This is a genomic window from Bacillus sp. FSL W8-1141 (genome assembly GCF_038593205.1).
Lineage (GTDB): Bacteria > Bacillota > Bacilli > Bacillales > Bacillaceae > Bacillus > Bacillus altitudinis.
Map to the genome: position 1 here is coordinate 1,854,869 of NZ_CP151973.1, position 20,090 is coordinate 1,874,958.

18 protein-coding genes are annotated in these 20,090 nt (G+C 42.8%); 8 read left to right on the forward strand and 10 right to left on the reverse strand.

The annotated features are described in order from the left end of the window. Nucleotides 1-12 precede the first annotated feature (12 nt). From NSQ52_RS09360 to NSQ52_RS09400, 9 genes are all read right to left on the reverse strand, one after another. Complete coding sequence (locus tag NSQ52_RS09360; protein ID WP_342474087.1) at nt 13-1,536, reverse strand: acyl-CoA carboxylase subunit beta; 1,524 nt, start codon at nt 1,534-1,536, stop codon at nt 13-15. Nucleotides 1,537-1,554: 18 nt separating this feature from the next. Then, entirely contained in the window at nt 1,555-2,334 is a 780-nt protein-coding gene (locus NSQ52_RS09365; protein WP_342474088.1) for an enoyl-CoA hydratase-related protein, read from the reverse strand. A 15-nt stretch (nt 2,335-2,349) separates the two neighbouring features. Then, nucleotides 2,350-3,255, reverse strand: coding sequence for a hydroxymethylglutaryl-CoA lyase (locus NSQ52_RS09370; protein WP_144680456.1), 906 nt, complete (start codon nt 3,253-3,255; stop codon nt 2,350-2,352). A gap of 12 nt (nt 3,256-3,267) precedes the next feature. Next, nucleotides 3,268-3,483, reverse strand: a complete 216-nt coding sequence (locus NSQ52_RS09375; protein ID WP_017367387.1) for an acetyl-CoA carboxylase biotin carboxyl carrier protein subunit — start codon at nt 3,481-3,483, stop codon at nt 3,268-3,270. Then, nucleotides 3,480-4,829, reverse strand: a complete 1,350-nt coding sequence (locus NSQ52_RS09380; RefSeq protein WP_041507175.1) for an acetyl-CoA carboxylase biotin carboxylase subunit — start codon at nt 4,827-4,829, stop codon at nt 3,480-3,482. Before NSQ52_RS09380 ends, NSQ52_RS09375 begins: the two co-directional genes overlap by 4 nt. A gap of 8 nt (nt 4,830-4,837) precedes the next feature. Further along, complete coding sequence (locus NSQ52_RS09385) at nt 4,838-6,475, reverse strand: AMP-binding protein (protein WP_039167865.1); 1,638 nt, start codon at nt 6,473-6,475, stop codon at nt 4,838-4,840. A gap of 42 nt (nt 6,476-6,517) precedes the next feature. Continuing rightward, complete coding sequence (locus tag NSQ52_RS09390) at nt 6,518-7,660, reverse strand: acyl-CoA dehydrogenase family protein (RefSeq protein WP_039167867.1); 1,143 nt, start codon at nt 7,658-7,660, stop codon at nt 6,518-6,520. A gap of 159 nt (nt 7,661-7,819) precedes the next feature. After that, nucleotides 7,820-9,355 carry a family 10 glycosylhydrolase gene (locus tag NSQ52_RS09395; protein ID WP_342474089.1) on the reverse strand — a complete coding sequence of 512 codons (1,536 nt, stop codon included), beginning with the start codon at nt 9,353-9,355 and terminating at the stop codon, nt 7,820-7,822. Nucleotides 9,356-9,379: 24 nt separating this feature from the next. Next, on the reverse strand, nt 9,380-10,267 hold the full coding sequence (locus NSQ52_RS09400; RefSeq protein WP_342474090.1) for a tyrosine-protein phosphatase: 888 nt from the start codon (nt 10,265-10,267) through the stop codon (nt 9,380-9,382). 90 nt (nt 10,268-10,357) lie between these two features. Here NSQ52_RS09400 and NSQ52_RS09405 point away from each other — a divergent pair, with 90 nt between their 5' ends. Together NSQ52_RS09405 and NSQ52_RS09410 are read left to right on the forward strand one after the other, a co-directional pair. Further along, nucleotides 10,358-11,110: a DeoR/GlpR family DNA-binding transcription regulator gene (locus NSQ52_RS09405; RefSeq protein ID WP_017359514.1), complete on the forward strand. Its 753-nt coding sequence runs from the start codon at nt 10,358-10,360 to the stop codon at nt 11,108-11,110. 121 nt (nt 11,111-11,231) lie between these two features. Further along, entirely contained in the window at nt 11,232-11,621 is a 390-nt protein-coding gene (locus NSQ52_RS09410) for a tautomerase family protein (protein ID WP_342474091.1), read from the forward strand. Nucleotides 11,622-11,654: 33 nt separating this feature from the next. Here the strand turns inward: NSQ52_RS09410 and NSQ52_RS09415 are convergent, their stop codons facing one another. Next, a complete protein-coding gene (locus NSQ52_RS09415) occupies nt 11,655-12,209 on the reverse strand; it encodes a hypothetical protein (RefSeq protein WP_017367394.1) in 555 nt (184 codons plus the stop codon). A 125-nt stretch (nt 12,210-12,334) separates the two neighbouring features. Between NSQ52_RS09415 and NSQ52_RS09420 the strand changes: the two genes are divergently transcribed. From NSQ52_RS09420 to NSQ52_RS09445, 6 genes are all read left to right on the forward strand, one after another. Beyond that, a complete protein-coding gene (locus tag NSQ52_RS09420; protein WP_163116381.1) occupies nt 12,335-13,468 on the forward strand; it encodes a sugar diacid recognition domain-containing protein in 1,134 nt (377 codons plus the stop codon). A gap of 77 nt (nt 13,469-13,545) precedes the next feature. Further along, nucleotides 13,546-14,955 (forward strand): glycolate oxidase subunit GlcD, encoded by a 1,410-nt coding sequence (gene glcD / locus NSQ52_RS09425; protein ID WP_342474092.1) that lies wholly within the window; start codon nt 13,546-13,548, stop codon nt 14,953-14,955. Continuing rightward, a complete protein-coding gene (locus NSQ52_RS09430; protein WP_342474093.1) occupies nt 14,952-16,292 on the forward strand; it encodes a (Fe-S)-binding protein in 1,341 nt (446 codons plus the stop codon). The genes glcD and NSQ52_RS09430 overlap by 4 nt, the downstream gene beginning before the upstream one ends. 78 nt (nt 16,293-16,370) lie before the next feature. Continuing rightward, entirely contained in the window at nt 16,371-17,858 is a 1,488-nt protein-coding gene (locus NSQ52_RS09435) for a spore germination protein (RefSeq protein ID WP_041507167.1), read from the forward strand. A gap of 12 nt (nt 17,859-17,870) precedes the next feature. Then, the gene (locus tag NSQ52_RS09440) at nt 17,871-18,971 is read left to right on the forward strand and encodes a GerAB/ArcD/ProY family transporter (protein WP_096881506.1); all 1,101 of its coding nucleotides are present in this window, start codon (nt 17,871-17,873) and stop codon (nt 18,969-18,971) included. After that, the gene (locus tag NSQ52_RS09445) at nt 18,968-20,068 is read left to right on the forward strand and encodes a Ger(x)C family spore germination protein (protein ID WP_326111960.1); all 1,101 of its coding nucleotides are present in this window, start codon (nt 18,968-18,970) and stop codon (nt 20,066-20,068) included. The genes NSQ52_RS09440 and NSQ52_RS09445 overlap by 4 nt, the downstream gene beginning before the upstream one ends. The last annotated feature ends 22 nt before the right edge of the window (nt 20,069-20,090 follow it).

Here is a 20,090-nt window from a genome sequence, read left to right on the forward strand (position 1 = left end):
GGTCTGCCCCCTTTAGACCGGATAGACCGGATGTTTTCGTTTCGTAAATGTCATGTCTTTCGATGAGTAGGCTAGTAATCTATGACAAAGTTCCGTTCTTAGACGGTCAAATGGGATGACGCCATCGACGATCATTTCAGAGGCAAGCTCATAGATATTCATATCTTCCTGGTATTCCTTCCGTTTCTCTTGTATAAATGAAGCCCTCTCTTCGGGCGGGAGTTCTGCAATTTTATTTGCATAGACGGCATTTACAGCGGCTTCTGGACCCATCACAGCGATTTGCGCCGATGGAAGAGCGAGACAGCAGTCTGGCTCAAAAGCAGGGCCTGCCATTGCATATAGTCCTGCTCCGTATGCTTTACGGACGATGACGGATATTTTCGGAACGGTCGCTTCTGACATAGCGGAGATCATTTTTGCCCCATGACGAATAATGCCGGCTTGTTCCACTTTTGTTCCAATCATAAATCCTGGTATGTCCGCAAGAAAGAGCAGCGGGATATGAAAGGCATCACAGAGCTGAATAAACTTGGCGGCTTTATCAGCTGAGTCGTGGAATAATACGCCGCCTTTGACCCTTGGCTGATTGGCAATGAGACCGATAGGCTGACCGTTCATTCTGCCAAAGCCGGTAATTAACTCTGCGGCAAACAGCTTTTTGATTTCAAAAAATGACCCTTCATCAATCAGTAAATCGATGAGTTGATACATATCAAATGGGGTATTCTGGCCTTTAGGGATTAAGTCTTTGATGGTGGTTTCAGATGGTTTAGGTGCTTTTGCTACTGTCGTTTTTGGTTTTTCTGTATAGTTGGCAGGCATATAGGTTAAATAATCACGTGCAATTTGAATAGCCTCTTCCTCTGTTTTGGCTAATATATCTCCGCATCCAGAAATGCTGCAATGCATTTTCGCACCGCCCATTTCCTCAAGTGATACTTTTTCACCGATCACCATTTCAGCCATTCGCGGCGAGCCTAAATACATAGAGGCATTTCCTTCGACCATGACGACAATGTCACAAAAAGCAGGGATATACGCACCACCGGCTGCAGATGGACCGAATAGTAAACAAATTTGAGGAATGCGCCCAGACAGCTTGACTTGGTTATAAAAAATGCGCCCTGCTCCTCTTCTGCCTGGGAACATTGCGATTTGATCAGTGATTCTTGCACCCGCAGAATCGACTAAATACAGCATAGGACAATTGAGCTTCTCGGCCGTTTCTTGAATTCGAATGATTTTTTCTACTGTTTTGACACCCCACGATCCTGCTTTAACCGTAGAGTCGTTTGCCATGACACAAACAGTCTGCCCATTCATACGACCGGTTCCGGTGACGACACCATCTGCTGGTAAGTGTTCATCTTTGCACTCTGCAAACATGGCATCTTCAATGAAAGAATCCTCATCTAATAACAAATGGAGGCGATCACGGACAAATAATTTTCCTTTTTCTTTGTTTTTTTGATGGTAGCGTTCTGCCCCGCCCTTTTCAATTCGTTGTTTTTTTAATTTATATTCTTCGATCATAAACATTCCCCTTTCTTGCTATTTCCCTCTGTAATAAGGCGTTCGTTTTTCTTGAAAAGCCTTGAGACCTTCTAGTCGATCTTCTGTATGAATAAGCCGCAGATAAGCTTCGTATTCTTTCGTCAGCCCTGTTTGTAAATCGTGATCAAGGCTGGATTGAATGGCTTGTTTTGCTTCTTTTAAAGCGATCGGTCCATTTTTGGTGATTTGTTTTGCGAGTGTGATGGCATCATTCATCAGTGAATCGGCTGTAGAGATACGTTCAATCAGCCCAATTTGAACGGCTTCTTCTGCTCGTAAAGAAGTGCCTGTGAAGATCATTTCTTTCGCTTTCCCGGGTCCGATCAGGCGCGAAAGTCTTTGTGTGCCCCCTGCTCCCGGCAGGATAGCTAGTCCTGTTTCCGGCAGGCCGAGCGCTGCACCCGCTCTTGCGATGCGGAGATCACAGGCGAGCGCGAGCTCAAGACCTCCGCCAAGTGCGTGTCCGTTTATCACGGCAATGACAGGAACAGGCAAAGATTCAATGTCTGTAAAGGTTTGCTGAATGGTCAGAACGGCTTCTTTGGCTTCTTGTTCTGTCATCAATCGCCGTTCTTTTAAGTCTGCTCCTGCGCAAAAAACTTTAGCGCCAGCTCCTGTCATGAGCAAACAGCGGATGTTTGCATCATGTTTGATTTCTTGAATCGTTTGGTTGATTTTCTCTAGCATAGCAACGGAGAGAGCATTGGCTTGTGCTGGTCTATTTAATGTCATGATGCCAATGTGATCTTGTATTGAAAAATTGATCAATGAAGTCATGTGATTCACCCTTTATCAAGTAGTGTGAGACTGAAAAGCGCGTAAACAGTGACTTGGCAGGGTTCGATCCACTTTTGCTTCAATCCATTCAGCCGCTTTAATCAAGCAAGGGAGGTCGACATTTGTTTCGATCCCGAGTTTGTGAAGCATGTGCACCACGTCTTCTGTCGCCACGTTTCCGCTGGAGCCAGGTGCATAAGGACAGCCGCCAAGCCCCCCGCTAGAGGCATCAAATATGGTGATGCCGGCTTTTAATGCTGTATAAATATTGGCAAGCCCCATTCCTTTCGTATCATGAAAATGAAGTGCGATTTTATCAGCAGGAAAGCGTTCAAGTAAAAGGTCTAACCGTCTTTCTACTTGCAGCGGATGGGCTTCCCCAATGGTATCCCCAAGTGATATTTCATCAATGCCGAAGGACAGCAGCTGTTCCGTTAATCGCAGCACTTGGTCCATCGGCACTTGTTTTTCATAAGGACATCCAAACACGGTTGAAATATAGGCCCGCGTTTGCCGTCCTTCTGCTTTTAAATCGGCTGTCATTTGTTTGATCACAGGCAGTGTTTCCTGTATAGATCGATTCATATTCTTTTTGTTATGTGTCTCACTCGATGAGATAAACATAGCCCCTACCTCAAGGTTTGCTTCAAAAAAATGAGCTAACCCCTTTTCATTTGGGATGAGTGCGGCATAGGTGATATCCTCTTTTTTGTTTAATGATTGGGCTAATTCTTTGGCGTCTTTTAAGGCTGGAACCCATGTCGGATGAACAAATGAGGTGACTTCAATATAAGGAAGATGGGCTTCTTCGAGTAAATGGATCCATGTTCGCTTCTTCATTGTGTCCAGCCAAACGGATTCATTTTGTAGTCCATCGCGCGGGCCGACCTCTCTAATGAGCACATTTTTTGGTAATGCCATGCGGCTTTCCCCCTATTCTGTCAGCTCCAAAAGTACCTCTCCCTCGTCAACAAATTCCCCCTCCGCCTTATACACTTTACTGATCACACCTGCTTCTTCTGCAACAATGGGAATCTCCATTTTCATCGATTCTAAGATGGCGACTTCCTGTCCTTTTTGCACATCATCACCCTGTTTCACAAGAAGCTTCCATAAGTTTCCGGCCATTTGTATCGTGACAGTTTTCATGAACGGTTTTCCTCCCTTTTTTTCATCAGATAATCGGTTGTGATGCGGCCATGTAAAAAGGCAGTTGATTCGGCCATTTCCTTTAAAAGCGGTACATTGGTTTTGATCCCTTCTATTTCATATGCTTGTAATGCTGCTTTTAATCGTTCTATGGCGAGTTTTCGAGTATCACCGTACACAATCATTTTCGCAATCATTGGATCGTAAAATGGGGTAATGACACTTCCGCTCGTGACGCTTGACTCATGACGGATATATGGGGCATCAGGTGTAGAAAGCCGAGTGATCGTGCCTGGCGAAGGGTAAAATGTCACAGGGTCTTCAGCGTATATTCTAACTTCAATCGCGTGCCCAATTTGATGAATATCCTCTTGGCTGAAGGACAGGGGCTCTAATGCGGCAATTTTTAGCTGCTCCTCGACAAGGTCAATCCCGGTAATTTCTTCTGTGACAGGGTGTTCTACTTGCAATCTCGTATTCATTTCTAAGAAATAAAATTGCTGGTTTTGATCGACTAAACATTCAATTGTGCCCGCATTTTCATACCCAATTGCTTTGGCAGCTTTGACGGCCATCTGTCCCATTTGCTGTCTCACCGTTTCTTCAAGACAGACGGCTGGTGCCTCTTCAACAATTTTCTGATGTCTTCTTTGGAGTGAACAATCTCTTTCAAATAAGTGAACGCCGTGACCGAACGAATCAAAAAGAACTTGAATTTCGATGTGCCGTGCGTGTTCAATCACCTTTTCCATGTATAAAGTTCCGTCTTGAAAGAAACTTTGTGCTCTTTTTTGATTTCCTTCAAACGCTCGATGCAGTTCTTCGTCGTTGCGGACGAGCTGCATACCAATCCCGCCGCCACCGCTCGATGCTTTTAGCATAATGGGATAGCCGAGTGTCTGTGCTTTATGAACACCTTCGTCTGCATCATGGAGTGGGGCTGAAACACCAGGAACGATTGGGATGCCCGCTTGTTCCATCGTTTTTCTCGCTTCAATTTTATTTCCCATCTGCTGAATGACTTGTGCAGATGGTCCAATAAAGGCAATGCCCTCGCTCCGGCAGCGCTCAGCAAATGCCGCATTTTCTGATAAAAGACCATACCCCGGGTGGATAGCATCAGCATTTGTTTGTTTGGCAACCTTAATGATCGCTTCCATGTTTAAATAGCTTTCAGAAACTTTAGCGCCGCCGATATAATAGGCGCTGTCTGCTTCTTGCACATGAAGTGCATGTTGATCAGCCTCTGAATAAACGGCAACGGTTTTGATTCCGAGCCGTTTACATGTCCGAATCACTCTACGGGCAATTTCGCCTCGATTGGCGATCAATACTTGTTCAAACATCGCTGCCTTCACTCCTTTATTAGATCAAGCGCCTGCTTTTTCAAGCGGAATTTCTGAATTTTGCCTGAGGCTGTCATTGGGTACTCATCTGTAATGAAAAAGTATTTCGGGATTTTGTAGCGTGCCATTTGCGACTGACAATAGCTCGTTAATGTCTCAATTGAGACCGACTTCCCTTGTTTCAGCCGAATGAATGCGGCTGCTTCCTCGCCGTATGTCTCGTCGGGAATACCAACGACCTGTGCGTCAAGAATGGCAGGGTGAGTGTATAAGACATCCTCAATCTCTTTTGGGTACACATTCTCTCCGCCTCTGATGATCATATCTTTGAGCCGGCCTGTGATTTTCACATAACCGTCATGATCCATCTCAGCTAAATCCCCTGTATGAAGCCATCCGTCCTCATCAATGACTTCATTTGTTGCTTCTTCGTTTTTATAATAGCCCTTCATGACATGGTAACCTCTTGTACAAAGCTCCCCTTGCTGTCCTCTTGGCACTTCTTCTGACGTTCCTGGTAAGGCAATTTTGACTTCAATTTGAGGAAGCGCACGTCCGACCGTTTGAACGCGTCTTTCAAACGAATCATCGGTTCTTGTTTGGGTAATGACGGGTGAACTTTCGGTTTGACCATAGGCAATCGTGAGCTCTCTCAGTCCCATTTTTTCAATGACTGCTTTCATGACGTGGGATGGGCAGAGTGAACCGGCCATAATCCCCGTTCGTAATGTGGACAGGTCATAGGAGTGGAAATTTGGATGATCAAGCTCTGCGATGAACATGGTTGGTACACCGTGAAGAACGGTGCATTTTTCTTTTTCTACTGTTTGAAGGACTCGTTCTGGATGGAATGATTCAAGTGGAATGATCGTTCCCCCTTTTGTGAGACAAGCAAGTACACCAAGAACAGAGCCGAAGCAATGAAAAAACGGCACTGGGATACACATACGGTCCTGCTCTGTTAATTTCATACAATCTGCGATCTGACTCGCATTACAGACGATGTTTGTGTGGCTGAGCATGACGCCCTTTGGATAGCCGGTTGTGCCTGAAGTGTACTGCATATTAATAACGTCATCAGGCGTGAGCTCATTCATTCGCTTCTCCCATTCATGATCTTCGGTTCTTTTGGCTGCCACTTGAAGACGATCCCAGCTGAGCATACCGTTTGGTACATGCTGACCGATATAGATACATCTTTTTAAATAAGGAAATTGTGTGGAAGTGATCTCCTCTTGATGAGCGGTTTGAAGTTCTGGAATTAGCTCTTCAAGCATGTTGACATAGGACGTTTCTTTAAAGCCGTCTACAATAAACAACATTTTGCTGTCAGAATGCTTGAGTAAATAGGCGAGTTCCTGTGATTGAAAATTGGTATTCACAGTGACAAGAACAGCACCAATGGAGGCGCAGGCAAATTGAAGAATGAGCCATTCAGGTATATTTGGTGCCATAATGGCGATGTGATCTCCCTTTTGAACCCCTAATGCCATGAGACCTTTACCTGTTTCCTTGACCTCTTGATAAAACGCTTCGTACGAATAACGCAAAGAACGTTCTGGGTAAACAACGGCTTCATGTGCTGGATGCTGTTCTTTTTTTTCTCTTAATAGGGAGCCAATCGTTTGCGGGTGAATCGACATCATTGCTTTCCTCCCTCATGTGTAGTAAGCGTTTTCATTAAGGTATTACGCTAACAACTGTCTTGCGATCACGAGCCGCTGAATTTCAGAGGTTCCTTCTCCGATTTCCATGAGCTTGGCATCTCTCACAAGCCGTTCAACACCGCATTCTTTCATATAGCCTGTTCCGCCATGAATTTGGACAGCATCAAGACTTGCTTTTGTAGCCATTTCTGAAGCAAACAGTTTGGCATAGGCCGCTTCTTTTGTAAATGGTTTTCCTTGATCTTTCAGCCAAGCGGCTTTCCAGACCATTTGTCTTGCAAGCTCTATTTGCATCGCCATATCCGCCAGCTTAAACTGAATGGCCTGGAAGGATGAGAGCGTCTTTCCAAATTGCTTTCTTTCTTTTGCATAGGAAAGTGAAGCATCAAGTGCAGCTTGTGCAATTCCGACAGATAAGGCTGCAATGGAAATTCGTCCGCCGTCCAATGTATATAAAAATTGCTTGAATCCTTTCGATTTGTCTCCCAATATATGATGCGCTGGTACACGCACTTCGTCTAAAATGATTTCAGCCGTATCTGAACCGCGAACCCCCATTTTGTCATATGGATTTGTAATTGAAAGTCCCTTTTGCCCTTTCTCCACAATAAAGGCGGAGATGATTGGACGTCCGTTTTCATCATGATCTGTCACAGCGGTGACAATAATCGTTCTGGCATAATTGGCATTTGTGATCCAGCACTTTTCCCCACTGATGACATATTCTTGTCCGTCTTTAATGGCTTTTGTTTTTGTTCCTTTTGCATCTGATCCGGCATTTGGTTCTGTTAATCCGAAGGAGCCAAGCGCTGTTCCAGAGGCTAATGGAACAAGATGGTCCATCTTTTGCTCCTCCGTGCCGAAGTAATAAAGTGGACTTGCGCCTAAGGAAACCGCTGCGGCATAACTTAAACCTGTACTGGCACACTGCTTGCCAATTTCCTCGACTGCCAGTGCATAAGAGATCGTATCTCCTCCAGAACCTCCATATTTCTCTGGAAAGGGTATACCCATAAAACCGAGCTCCCCCATTTTTTGAAATGTGTTCACCGGAAATGCTGCCTGTTCATCAACTGTTTGGGCGTGTGGTGCAATTTCTGTTTTTGCAAATTCTTTGACCATCTGACGGATCATTTGCTGCTCTTTCGTTAATTCAAAATCCATTTTGCTTCCCCCTTTGGCGCTTTTCTATCATATTTATTATTGAAATAGCTTCTTCATGCCAAGCTTGATTGAATTCAGAAAATTAAAATAAAAATAGTAGAAAAATAGAGAAAGCAAAAAAGCATAAACGGAGGAAACCCCTCATTTATGCTGTCTTTGTTATTTTACTGTTTTTGTAGAAGGTTTGCTTTCATGATGAAGGCGATTGAGTGCCGTCACTTTATAGGTATAGCTCTTCTTTTGATTTGCTAAAATGTCTTTCGTTTGTGTGAAGGAACCTGTTTCTTTTCTGACCGTTTGCATAAATTCGTATGTCCCTTTATGCGACAATCGATAGACTGCATAATAGGATGCACTAGAGCGCGGATCATTTTGTATCTGTAAAACTGCACCATCCTCTGTCTTTTTCACAGATTGAATGATTGGTTTTTTTGGCGCTTTTTGATGAAGCCATGGCATCTCTGGTATGATAGCCGGTTTGCTATAGGTTTCTTCTATTAATCGTTTCTTTACATTCAAGGGATTCCGATTGATATCTTTCAGACTAAAATGCATGCTTCCTTGTACGAGCTGTGACTGCCTGTTCAGCTCGATCTGGCGAAAATACTCCTCGGGATCAGACCAAGCAGGATCACTGTTTTGATTGATTTTATACGTCGCTTGGCCAATGTACAAGTGAACAGGCTGCCCCTTCACTTCATTTGACCACCATTTCGTCAGCACATCATAGGCAGCGGGCTGAAAGCCGATACTCCAATAAATTTGCGGGGTGATATAATCAATATGGTGCTGCTGTATCCACTCTCTTGTATCAGCATACAAATCATCATAATTGGTCATCCCTGCAGTTGTGTTTGAACCGGTTGGGTCATCTTTTATGTTGCGCCATACACCAAATGGGCTAATACCAAATTTCACATACGGTTTTTCTTTCTTAATGGTGTCATTGATCTGCTTCACTAGCTCGTTCACATTATCCCTTCGCCAATCTTCTATATGAGTGAACTTCTTCCCGTAAGTTTCATACGTTTCTTGATCTGGAAATGGCACACCAGCGATTTTATTCGGGTAAAAATAATCATCCATATGCACCGCATCAATATCGTAGTTTTTCACTACTTCCTCTATCCCGTCAACAATGAAGTCCTGAGCATCAGGAATGCCTGGATTAAAGTAAAGCTGATTTCCGTAGGCGATGGTCCAATCAGGGTGTGCTTTTGCAGGATGATCGGCTGATAACCGGTTGAGATCGGTATGATTCATGGTGATTCGATAAGGGTTAAACCAAGCATGAAATTCAAGGCCACGTTTATGTGCTTCTTCTATCATAAATTCAAGCGGGTCATATCCAGGGTCTTTCCCTTGTGTACCAGTCAAATATTCAGACCATGGCCCGAATTTCGATGGATAAAAGGCATCTGCTGTTGGTTTAATTTGCATGATGAGGGCGTTCATATTCATCGCTTTGATATCGTCTAACAGTTGAATGAACTCTTGTTTCTGCTCATCTGCGGGCAGTCCTTTCTTTGAAGGCCAATCTAAGTTATAAACTGATGCGACCCACACTGCACGCATCTCTCTTGTGCTCTCAAGCTTCCCTTTTGGCATCGAACGAGCTAGACTGCTAGACGGAATCAATAAGAAGACACCCATGAAAACTAGTGTCAGAACCGTTATACTGATCTTTTTCAGCATGTTTTGCATCACCTCATATTAAGTTTATTCTGCGTTTTGTGATGGAATGCCAGCAGATGGTGTAAGCAAGATGTTTTTTACTTTAAGCAGCTGAGCTTTAGGGACGTCGCAGGCATCTACTAAATACCGCTCTGCATTTCCGTATGTATCCATCATCTCATTCAGTACATCTTCAAGATAATCTTGCTGCACACCGAGCAGGGGCTGAATTTGTTCTTTTGACACCCGATATAAACTCATCATGCGAACAAATCGTTCTTGTCTTTTCACTAGCATTTTCACGCCTTCATTGGAACGCATGTATTCACTTAAAACGGTATGCACCGGCACACCCGCTGCTAATTGAATAAGAGCAGATAAAAAGCCTGTACGGTCTTTTCCGCTTGTACAGTGAAGCATAAGCGGATAATTTTTTTCATCGGACAGTAATGTAAACAATTGCTGAATCTCTTTTTTTCGCTCATAGAGCATGCTTTGATATACTTCTTTCATGATCGGTGTAAAGGATAGAGATTTTCCTTCTGCTATCAGCATACGAAACATGGTCCATTTGCTAGGCATCATGCTGTCAGGCTGCATAGGGATATGAACAATTTTGTCATGTTCCATGATCTTTGGCGGGTGTGATTTTCGTTCTGAGCTTGTACGCAGGTCACAAATCGTTTGAATTCCAAGTGTTGAGAACGTCAATATGTCTTGCTTCGTGAGACGTGATAAATCGGCAGAGCGATAAATCATTCCTTGTTTGATGACCATCTGATCCGTTGTTTGGAGTCCCCCTACTTCTCTAAAATTTGCAAGCTTTGAAAATTGTATGTTGTGTTGATTCATAGAAGTGAAAATCCTTTCTATCCTCTTTTCTCTATCATACGCTTTTATGAAAAATGAGAAAAGATAAGAGAAAAAGATCATTCGATTCTCCCATGTTGATCAGTGACATCTTTTACGTGGAATTATTGTTATAATAGAATCAGCATATTCGTATTGATTGGAGATTGTAGCATGATAAAAACAAAACGTATTCAGCAAATAAAAGAGTATGTATTTGACCGGGAATCTGCCTCTCTTGATGAGCTTGTGACGCATTTTGGCGTCTCAAAAAACACCATACGCCGAGATGTACAAGCATTGGTAGAATCGGGCGTGCTAAAGAAAGTGTACGGCGGCGTCGCTGTGAATCACTCAACATTGGTGGTGTATCAGGAGCGAAAGACTCGTCAGCTGAGTAAAAAACAATTGATCGGACAGGCTGCCGCTGCTTTTGTTGAACATGGTGATATGATTTTTGTTGATTCTGGTACAACGACACTGGAGATGCTTCCCTATTTGAAGGAGAAACGGATTACCGTTGTGACAAATAACGTGGATTTCATTACACAGGCTATGCCTTATGAACACCTCACCATCTTTTCAACCGGCGGTATGCTAGAGCGAAAAACAAATTCTTTCGTTGGTTATCAAAGTGTTGAGCGTCTAAAAGCATACAATGTCAATAAAGCATTTATTGCATCAACTGGTTTATCCATTGATCATGGCGTCACGAATTCCTCCCCGCTTGAGACAGATATTAAAAAAACGCTCGTTGAAAAAAACGCCAAAACCTTTTTATTAGTCGATGATAGTAAGTTCGACCATTATGCCTTAACCACGTTTTGTGACTTAAAAGACATAGACATCGTCGTGACGAATGAACAACCAAATGAAGATTACCTTCAATATGGAAAAGAGCATGATGTGAAATTTGTCACGCCTTAGTCCAGAGCAAAAAAGCCAAGCGCCAATGTTTTGGCTTTTTTCTTATGCGCAAAAGAGTGAAACGGCGAAGTGTTGGTTACATTATGATTGTACATTTAACACATGTTTGGAGGTTGACCTGATGCCGTTGTTACGTTTTGACGTGATAGAAGGACGTTCAAAAGAGGAATTAAAAAAACTGCTGGACACTTGCCATGAAGCAATGGTTGATGCCTTTGGGGTACCTGAACGAGATCGCTATCAAATTGTTCATCAGCACCGCCCTGAAGAGATGATCATTGAAGACACTGGGCTTGGTTATCCGAGAACAAAGGATCTGGTTGTCATTAGTGTTGTCAGTAAACAGCGGACGAAAGAGCAAAAGGAACAGCTTTATGCACAAATCGCAGAACGTATAGAAAAAGAATGCGGGATTGCCAAGACGGATGTGATAATCTCCATCGTGGAAAATGGAGACGCCGATTGGAGCTTCGGGATGGGTGAGGCTCAATTCATAAGAGGATGGCTCTAAAAAACGGCTCAGGAATGTGAGCCGTTTTTTGATTCATTCATTTTCAAGCTGCATGAGCAAGTTGAATAAATAGCGGTACACTGCTGAGATCACACCAATTAAAGGCGTATCTTCTTTGATGTCTTCTAGTTCAAGAAGCGGAATGTTGATATCAAATAACCCGTCTTGTCCATTAAATTGAAGCTGAGCACCATTTAATGTTGAGAGCATCTCTTTTAGTAATCCAGTATCTTTTTTAGGACGCTTCAATCCGAATAACACGGTATACGTCTGAAATACTTCATCCCATTCTATGGCAAGTCCGTCGGCTCTCACCACATCAAACCACTTCGACTCGATATAAATGAATTCTTTTTGTTGTTTTTTTACGTATGTAAGAGGTGTATTTAAAAAGGAAGCATTTTCTGTTTGAATCATTTCCTCCGATTCCTTGTCTACACGTTCTATATAAACATCAGCAAAGCGTGCTTCTTCTGTCATTTTTGCCCCTTCTAGCGGCCAATTTTGACTTGCGGCTTTGTTATATTCAAAGTCGGTGAGCGCCTGCCCTTCTTTCAATAAATCTTGTAAGCGATTTTGCAGTGACATGACTGTATCTCCTTTCATCTACTTCATATGCGTTTTTTATTTTAGCATAACACATGAAAAGAAAGATATGCCTGAGCATATGATGGTATGATAGTGTAAAAAGAAACATCTCGGAGGGGACCGTTTTGCTCACAATGACACTGGCAGAAAAAATCGTAGATGAGGTCAAAAAGGTACTGACGGAAGAAATCATCATCACACAAACAAACGGTACCATTATTGCTGCAACAGATCCAGCACGCATTGGTCAATTTCATGAAGGAGCATATGTCACATCCTTAGAAGGGCAGAAACGAATTCTCACAAAGGATGATGTGATGCAGATGAAAGGCGTCAAAGCCGGTATCAATCTGCCTATTTATTTCAAACAAGAAGTCATTGGGGTCATTGGAATGACAGGTGATCCAAGGCATGTCTCCCCTTTTGGCGACATTTTACGTAAAATGACGGAGCTGCTCATTCAAGAGCATGAATTCTTTCAAGAAACGGAAACAGATGAACGGCAGCTTGAAGCCTTTGTATTCGACTGGCTTCATCTGCCAGAGACAGCGGCTGGTATGACCGAGAAGGCGCAGCGGCTAGGCTTTGATGTCAACAAGCAGCGTGTCGCTATTCTCATTGATTGTCAAGACGAATCGTTTATGAAGCAGGATCAATACAAACTGATGAAGGACAAATTGCAACTCACCAATCAGGAGATCATTGTGCGCTGGGGGCATGCACGTTTTTTGCTCATGCTACAAGCCACACCAGATGGTCGAGAAACATGGCACAAGCGCTTGTTCCATATTCATGCTGCGCTCACAGCGCTGTCACCATCGAGGATTTTAATGGGGGCAGGAAAACCAGCAGCTTCTCATGTCATGAAGCAGTCCTTTCATCAAGCTTTTCGCGCTTTAAAATTGGCGCATGCTGAAACACCGATTGTGTTTGATGAAGATTTGACGCTTGAACTTTTTATGGAGGAAATCAGTCAGGAAACAAAAGATGCGTTTCTTGATCGAACGATTGCGTCCCTTTTCCCCTATCCTGAACTAGTGAAAACATTGCGGGTGCTCATCGCTTCGGATTACTCATTGAAACATACAGCAGAAACTATGCATGTCCATATTAATACACTTCATTACAGATTAAAACGGATCCAGGATTTAACGACACTTGATCCAAAGCGCATGCAAGATGCGATGCTTTTTTATTTAGCCTTGCTGCTTTTAGATCATGATACAAAAAATACGATAAAACAGCCTGATATTTTGTAGAATCGTCTATAGTCATGTGGCGGTTCTTTTTTTATACTTGTAGAAAAGAGACGTTAAATGAGCGGGAGTGATTGCATATGCTAGATTCAGAATTTTCAAATCAATTAAAAGAGATTGTCGGTGCGCCCAATGTCCAAGACAGCAAGGCGGATCGTCTTGCCTACTCTTATGATGCGACACCAAATTTTCAACAGATGCCAGATGCCATCGTGACACCTCGCACAGCAGAAGAAGTGCAGCAAATTGTGAAACTGTGCGCCTCTTACAAAGTGCCGATCGTCCCAAGAGGCTCAGGGACGAATCTGTGCGCAGGAACATGCCCTACTCAGGGCGGATTGGTGATTCTCTTTACTAGAATGAATCAATTATTAGAAATAGACGAAGAAAATTTAACCGCAACGGTGCAGCCTGGCTTAATTACGCAGGAATTGATTCATCAAGTAGAGGAAAAAGGTCTCTTCTACCCGCCTGATCCAAGCTCTATGAAAATTTCCACATTAGGCGGCAATATTAACGAAAATTCAGGGGGACTGCGGGGGTTAAAGTATGGAGTGACAAGAGATTATGTCCTTGGGCTTGAAGTGGTTTTGCCAAATGGTGATATCATCAAAACAGGCGGAAAGCTTGCAAAAGATGTCGCTGGGTATGATTTGACTCGATTGTTCGTTGGTTCAGAAGGAACAATCGGGATTGTCACAGAAGCGGTGCTAAAGCTCCTGCCGCTTCCAGAAACGAAACAAACAATGCTTTGTTTATACGAAAGCCTTGAAGAAGCTGCGACTTCTGTATCGGCCATCATTGCTGAGCGTATCATTCCTGCTACATTAGAATTTATGGATCAGCCGACCCTTGAAGTCGTTGAAGATTTTGCAAACATCGGCCTGCCCACCGACGTTCAAGCTGTGTTATTAATTGAACAGGACGGCAACCCTGAAGCTGTTTCTCGTGATATCCAAAAAATCGCAGAAGTCTGTGAGCAGCACGGGGCTAAAAGCGTCAAGATTGCACATTCAGAAGAAGAGGCAAGTGCGCTCTTAACAGCGAGACGCTCTGCTTTATCTGCCCTCGCTCGATTAAGTCCTACAACGATTTTAGAAGATGCTACCGTTCCCCGGTCTGAAATTGCCAATATGGTTCGTGCAATCGAAGACATTGCACGAAAGTACGAGGTGAACATTTGTACGTTTGGTCATGCAGGTGATGGCAACTTACACCCCACTTGTGCGACAGATGCAAGAAATGAAGAAGAAATGAAACGTGTAGAAGCTGCCTTTCAGGCCATTTTTGAAAAAGCCGTTGCACTTGGCGGCACGATTACAGGCGAACATGGCGTGGGTCTCATGAAAGCCCCCTATTTGGAGCTGAAGGTCAAAAAAGAAGGAATCGCTGCCATGAAGGCGATTAAACAGGCACTTGACCCAGCAAATATCATGAATCCAGATAAAGTGTTTGGAAAAGCCTCAAGAAAGCGAGTGGTGGTCTCATGAGTTCTTCTTCTAAGCAAAAAGAGATCCAGCAGCAGTTTCAGGAGCAAATGGATGAAAAGGAGCTGCTTAATTGCATGCGCTGCGGCTTCTGCCTCCCTTCCTGCCCTACCTATATTGAATCTGGACAACAAGAAACGCACTCTCCTCGGGGCCGAATTGCGTTAATGAAAGCTGTAAGAGATGGCGTCATTGAGCCAGATGAAGATGTTGAACATTCCCTTAATCTTTGTCTTGGCTGCCGTGCATGTGAACCAGTCTGCCCTTCTGGCGTCAAGTATGGACAGTTGCTAGAAGATGCCAGAGACATTATTCAACAACATAAAAAACAATCATTTCCTGTCAAATTGATGAGACGTGTTGTGTTTAAAGGTCTCTTTCCGTCACAAAGTCGTATGCGACAAGCTGCTAGTTTTCTTCGATTTTATCAAACATCTGGTCTGCAAACAGCCGCCAGGAAGACGCGCATACTGAAGCTGCTTCCCTCCCATTTACAGTTGATGGAACAGGCACTTCCAAAGGTACCGCCTCAAAAGAAAAAACGTTTGAATGAATATAAAGCCATTGGTCAGGCAAAAAAACGGGTGGCGTTTTTTACTGGCTGTTTAATGGATACAGTTTTCTCAAACACAAACAAAGCGACCATTCATCTCTTACAGCTGGCAGGCTGCGATGTGATCGTTCCTCCTATACAAACGTGCTGCGGCGCGCTACATGGTCATAGCGGAGAAAAAGACCAAGCAAAACAGTTAGCCAAGCGGAATATTGAAGCATTCGAGGAAACAGATGCCGATGCGATTGTCATGAACGCGGGCGGCTGCGGTGCCTTTTTAAGTGATTACGGTCATTTGCTTCAGGATGACCCAGATTTTCAAAAACGAAGTAAAGCTTTCTCACAGAAAATAACAGATATATCAAGCATCCTTGTGGAGCTGGAGTTTCACCGCCGCGTGCCACTGGTTTTGCCAGCGCAAGTGATCACCTATCAAGACTCCTGTCATTTACGAAATGGGATGAATGTACAACAGGCGCCGAGGGTGCTCATGAAAGCCATTCAAGGGGTAACGTTTAAAGAAATGAAAGATGCCGGCCGCTGCTGCGGATCTGCAGGAATCTACAATATCTTGCAGCCAGACATGTCGATGCAAATTTTAGATCATAAAATGATTGAAGCGAGCAACACAGCTGCAGCTGCCATTGTGACGTCGAATCCAGGCTGTCAATTACAAATGGCAGCAGGCGTCAAAAAGGCAGGACATATGCCTAGCATGAGAGCGATTCATCTGGCTGACTTTTTATTAGAAGCCGTTCAATATGGAAAAAAAGCGTCCAGCTCATGAAGCTGAACGCTTTTTTTATGCATATCTTCAGACGATTGGTTGGATAATAGAGGAAAATCGCGGAAGGAGATGGTTCAAGTGCTGAAGAAAAACAAATCAAAACAGAAAGACCCGAATTCAGTATTTGAGGCACTATCGCGTTCCTCTGATTTTATCAATGAATTATCAAGTTCCGGAGGTTTCCTTTATAGAATTTCTTTTTTTCGTCCTTTAATTAATGGCAATCTCCTTCATGAACAAATCTTGCCTTTTATTCAGCAATTGCATCTGACACCCACCCTTGAAGAGCTGAAAGAACACATCCCAATCGAACAAGCTGTGATTACGAGGGACCTTCAAAAAGTGGAAGAAGCTCTTCATCGAGGCAGTATTGCTGTTCGAATTGAGACAGACTGGGGCAAAGCGCTCCTTTTGCCGATTGAAGAAAAGAAAGGCAGACAAGTGAGCCAACCTGAGATTGAATTCGGGATTATCAGTGCGCAGGAAGCCTTTGTGGAAGGGCTGGATACAAACTTAAACTTGCTCAGACGCAGGCTGCCCACTCCTGACCTTAAAGTAGTTGAACACACAGTTGGTACCCTTTCTCAAACGAAAGTAGCCGTTGTATACATAGAGGATATCGCCAACCCGCAGAACATTGAAACCGTTCTTCAGCGGATTCAAGATGTTGACTATGACCAAATTCTAGATTCTAATTATCTTGCGCAAATGCTTTATGATGTGTCCAATACAATCTTTCCATTGTTTTTAAATACAGAACGGCCAGACAGGGTTTCCTCAGGTTTAACGGAAGGAAAAATAGCCATTATGGTTGACGGTTCGCCTCATACCCTGCTTGCACCTACAATTTTACTCGAGTATTTTTCTACAATGGAAGACTATAACATGTCTTGGATCGCAGCATCCTCCTTTCGGCTGTTACGCATTTTTGCTGTGATTTTTTCTATTTTTGCAACCCCTTTGTATGTAGCTGTTTTAACGTTTCACTATGAACTGATTCCTAAGGACTTATTAGAAACGATAGTAGCATCACGCTATCTCGTTCCCTTTCCGCCTATTATTGAAGCATTATTTTTAGAGATATCGATTGAGCTGCTTAGGGAAGCCGGGTCTCGCCTTCCTGCAAAAGTCGGACAGACGCTCGGGATTGTTGGAGGTATTGTGATCGGACAGGCTGCGGTTGCAGCGGGATTAACAAGTAATATCCTACTCATTATAGTCGCATTATCAGCTCTTGCCTCTTTTGTCACCCCTATTTATAAAATGGGGACAACCATTCGTCTCTTACGTTTCCCATTCCTTTTTGCTGCACAAGTGTGGGGAGCGCTAGGGATTTCGCTAATGGGGGCTTTTCTTCTTACACATTTAATGAAATTAACGTCTATAGGCCAGCCCTACTTAGAGCCAATCTTTCCACTTCGATTGGCCGATTTAAAGGGTAGTTTGATTCGGCCACAACTCCGCTTTTTGAAAAAGCGTCCAGAAAATTTACGCCCGCAAAATGAAACGATACACCGCCAAAAGCCAAAGCAAGGCCGTAAGGGGAAAAATGATTTTTATGAATAAGGAAGTGAAGGCATGAGCTCTTCTTCTGTGAAAGAAAAATTTCAAGTATCCCCTTTTTTTGTGTTTTTTCTGATCAATGCCAATCAAGTAGGTGTTGGTATTTTAAATTTCCAGACGAATCTTGTCCGGACGATTAATAATGATGGGTGGATTGCCATTTTAATTGCTGGTGCTAGCGTCAATTTGATGATTTTCCTCATTTACTTTTTGTTTAAAAAAGCACCTACTGACGAATTTAGTGACATTACGCAATCTGTGTTTGGTAAATGGCTTGGACAATTCATCAACATTCTCTACATTTTGTATTTTTCTTCATTATCTTTGATCGTGCTTGTTCATTATATGGATGTGATCCATGTTTGGCTGTTTAAAGAAATTCCTGGTCTTTTATTTGCATCAGTGCTGCTCATCCTCGTCTATTACATTCACACAGGCGGATTTAGAACAATCGCTGGCTGGGCATTCTTTAGCATTGTCCTAACGTACTGGATGACTTTTATCTGTTTTTATGTCATGAAATATAGTCACATCCGGTTTATGTTCCCAATGTTTGATCATTCATTTTCACAACTCATGATGGGGGTCAAAGATGCCTCTTTATCCATGTTTGGTTTTGGAACATTGCTTGTCTATTATCCCTTTATTAAAAAAGCACAAACGTCGCAAAAATTTGCACATATGGGAGTTTTGCTAACTACATGCCTGAATTTGCTTGTATTTCTCGTATCTATAGCGTACTACTCAAGTGCTCAGCTCGAACTAACGAAATGGCCAACATTGACATTAACCAGCATTGTCAAACTTCCGTTTATCCAGCGCTTTGAATTTATTGAAGTGTCGCTATGGCTTTTGCTTATCGTTCCAAATATCGCTATTCCATTATGGGCAGCCAGCAGAATGGCAAAACAAGTGTTTCACACGAGCCAGCGCACCACGTTAATAGTTCTCAGCCTTCTCATTCTCGTTATGTTTTCATTTTTTATTAGAGCTACCTCATTTGAGACATTTAATAAATGGGTGGAATATAGCGGATACATCCTCATCTATGGATTGATTGGATGTATGATCATTGTGCTGCTGCTGAAAAAAAGGTGGGTGAAAAAACGAACATGAAACATTATATTCTGGTGTGTCTCATGTTATTGAGCCTTTTCTTAACGAGCTGTGCACAGCCTCGTCTCTTAGATGAATTAAGTATCTCGCAGGCGGCGGGATTTGACTTATTGGAAGATGGAGAAATGAAGGGCTTTTTTGTTTTCCCTGTTTTTAAAAGCGAAGAACAAGGAAGCTATCAAATTGTAAGTGCTAAGTCAAATACCATTAGTAATATTCAGTTTCTTGTTTCGGAAAAATCGCCTTTCCCCGTTGTCATGGGACAAGTACTCGTGATTTTAATAAGTGAAAAGCTGGCGAAAGAAGTGGGTATGATTGATTTGATGAATTACATCTATCGTGATCCGATCATTGGGTCTCGTCAAGTATTTGCCATAGTAGACGGAGAAGTTGAAGATTTATTGCATACAAAAATGAATCAAACCAACTTAAATATCGGTGTATATCTTTCAGATTTACTGGCTCAAAACATGCGAAACGGCAATCAACCTGTGACCAATCAGCATATTTTTATGAATCAGATGATGGCAAAAGGCGTGGATGCCTACCTCCCTTACATTAAAAATACAAGCAACTCTATTAAAGTGTCAGGTGTCGCTCTTTTTGATCAAGAAAAAATGGTTGGGCATATTCCAGGGGAAGATACATTTACGTTTAAAGCGATGATTGAAAATCATAAAAATGGGATTTATGAGTTTCGATTTAATGACAAAAAGAAAACCCATGTTGTTATTGAAAATATCAAATCACATGTGTCTTATCACATTAAACCAACTGAAAACCTTTCAAAAAAGCCTCATATCACCATTGATATCAAGCTGAAAGGTGAGTTAAAAGAATTCATGAAATCAAAAAAAATCGATACGCCTTCTATCTTGCAGCATGTTGAAAAAGAAGTGGAGAAGCGTGTGGCCCAGCAAGGAAGAGACCTTGTTCAATCCTTTAAAAAGCAAAAAATTGATCCACTTGGACTTGGTTTGAGATATCGCTCTAAAGATAAAGCCATGACACCGGAGAAATGGCAAAAACTCTACCCAGATGCAGATGTTCAAGTGAATTGTCATATGAACATTGTTCAAACGGGTGTCAGCCAATAAAAAAGACTGTTCGAAAAGGTTC

Bases quoted from the DNA above. Each gene is read 5' to 3' on its own strand.
- NSQ52_RS09360 (WP_342474087.1), bottom strand. From the start codon at position 1,536: ATGATCGAAGAATATAAATTAAAAAAACAACGAATTGAAAAGGGCGGG.
- NSQ52_RS09365 (WP_342474088.1), bottom strand. From the start codon at position 2,334: ATGACTTCATTGATCAATTTTTCAATACAAGATCACATTGGCATCATG.
- NSQ52_RS09370 (WP_144680456.1), bottom strand. From the start codon at position 3,255: ATGGCATTACCAAAAAATGTGCTCATTAGAGAGGTCGGCCCGCGCGAT.
- NSQ52_RS09375 (WP_017367387.1), bottom strand. From the start codon at position 3,483: ATGAAAACTGTCACGATACAAATGGCCGGAAACTTATGGAAGCTTCTT.
- NSQ52_RS09380 (WP_041507175.1), bottom strand. From the start codon at position 4,829: ATGTTTGAACAAGTATTGATCGCCAATCGAGGCGAAATTGCCCGTAGA.
- NSQ52_RS09385 (WP_039167865.1), bottom strand. From the start codon at position 6,475: ATGATGTCGATTCACCCGCAAACGATTGGCTCCCTATTAAGAGAAAAA.
- NSQ52_RS09390 (WP_039167867.1), bottom strand. From the start codon at position 7,660: ATGGATTTTGAATTAACGAAAGAGCAGCAAATGATCCGTCAGATGGTC.
- NSQ52_RS09395 (WP_342474089.1), bottom strand. From the start codon at position 9,355: ATGCTGAAAAAGATCAGTATAACGGTTCTGACACTAGTTTTCATGGGT.
- NSQ52_RS09400 (WP_342474090.1), bottom strand. From the start codon at position 10,267: ATGATCTTTTTCTCTTATCTTTTCTCATTTTTCATAAAAGCGTATGAT.
- NSQ52_RS09405 (WP_017359514.1), top strand. From the start codon at position 10,358: ATGATAAAAACAAAACGTATTCAGCAAATAAAAGAGTATGTATTTGAC.
- NSQ52_RS09410 (WP_342474091.1), top strand. From the start codon at position 11,232: ATGCCGTTGTTACGTTTTGACGTGATAGAAGGACGTTCAAAAGAGGAA.
- NSQ52_RS09415 (WP_017367394.1), bottom strand. From the start codon at position 12,209: ATGTCACTGCAAAATCGCTTACAAGATTTATTGAAAGAAGGGCAGGCG.
- glcD (WP_342474092.1), top strand. From the start codon at position 13,546: ATGCTAGATTCAGAATTTTCAAATCAATTAAAAGAGATTGTCGGTGCG.
- NSQ52_RS09430 (WP_342474093.1), top strand. From the start codon at position 14,952: ATGAGTTCTTCTTCTAAGCAAAAAGAGATCCAGCAGCAGTTTCAGGAG.
- NSQ52_RS09440 (WP_096881506.1), top strand. From the start codon at position 17,871: ATGAGCTCTTCTTCTGTGAAAGAAAAATTTCAAGTATCCCCTTTTTTT.
- NSQ52_RS09445 (WP_326111960.1), top strand. From the start codon at position 18,968: ATGAAACATTATATTCTGGTGTGTCTCATGTTATTGAGCCTTTTCTTA.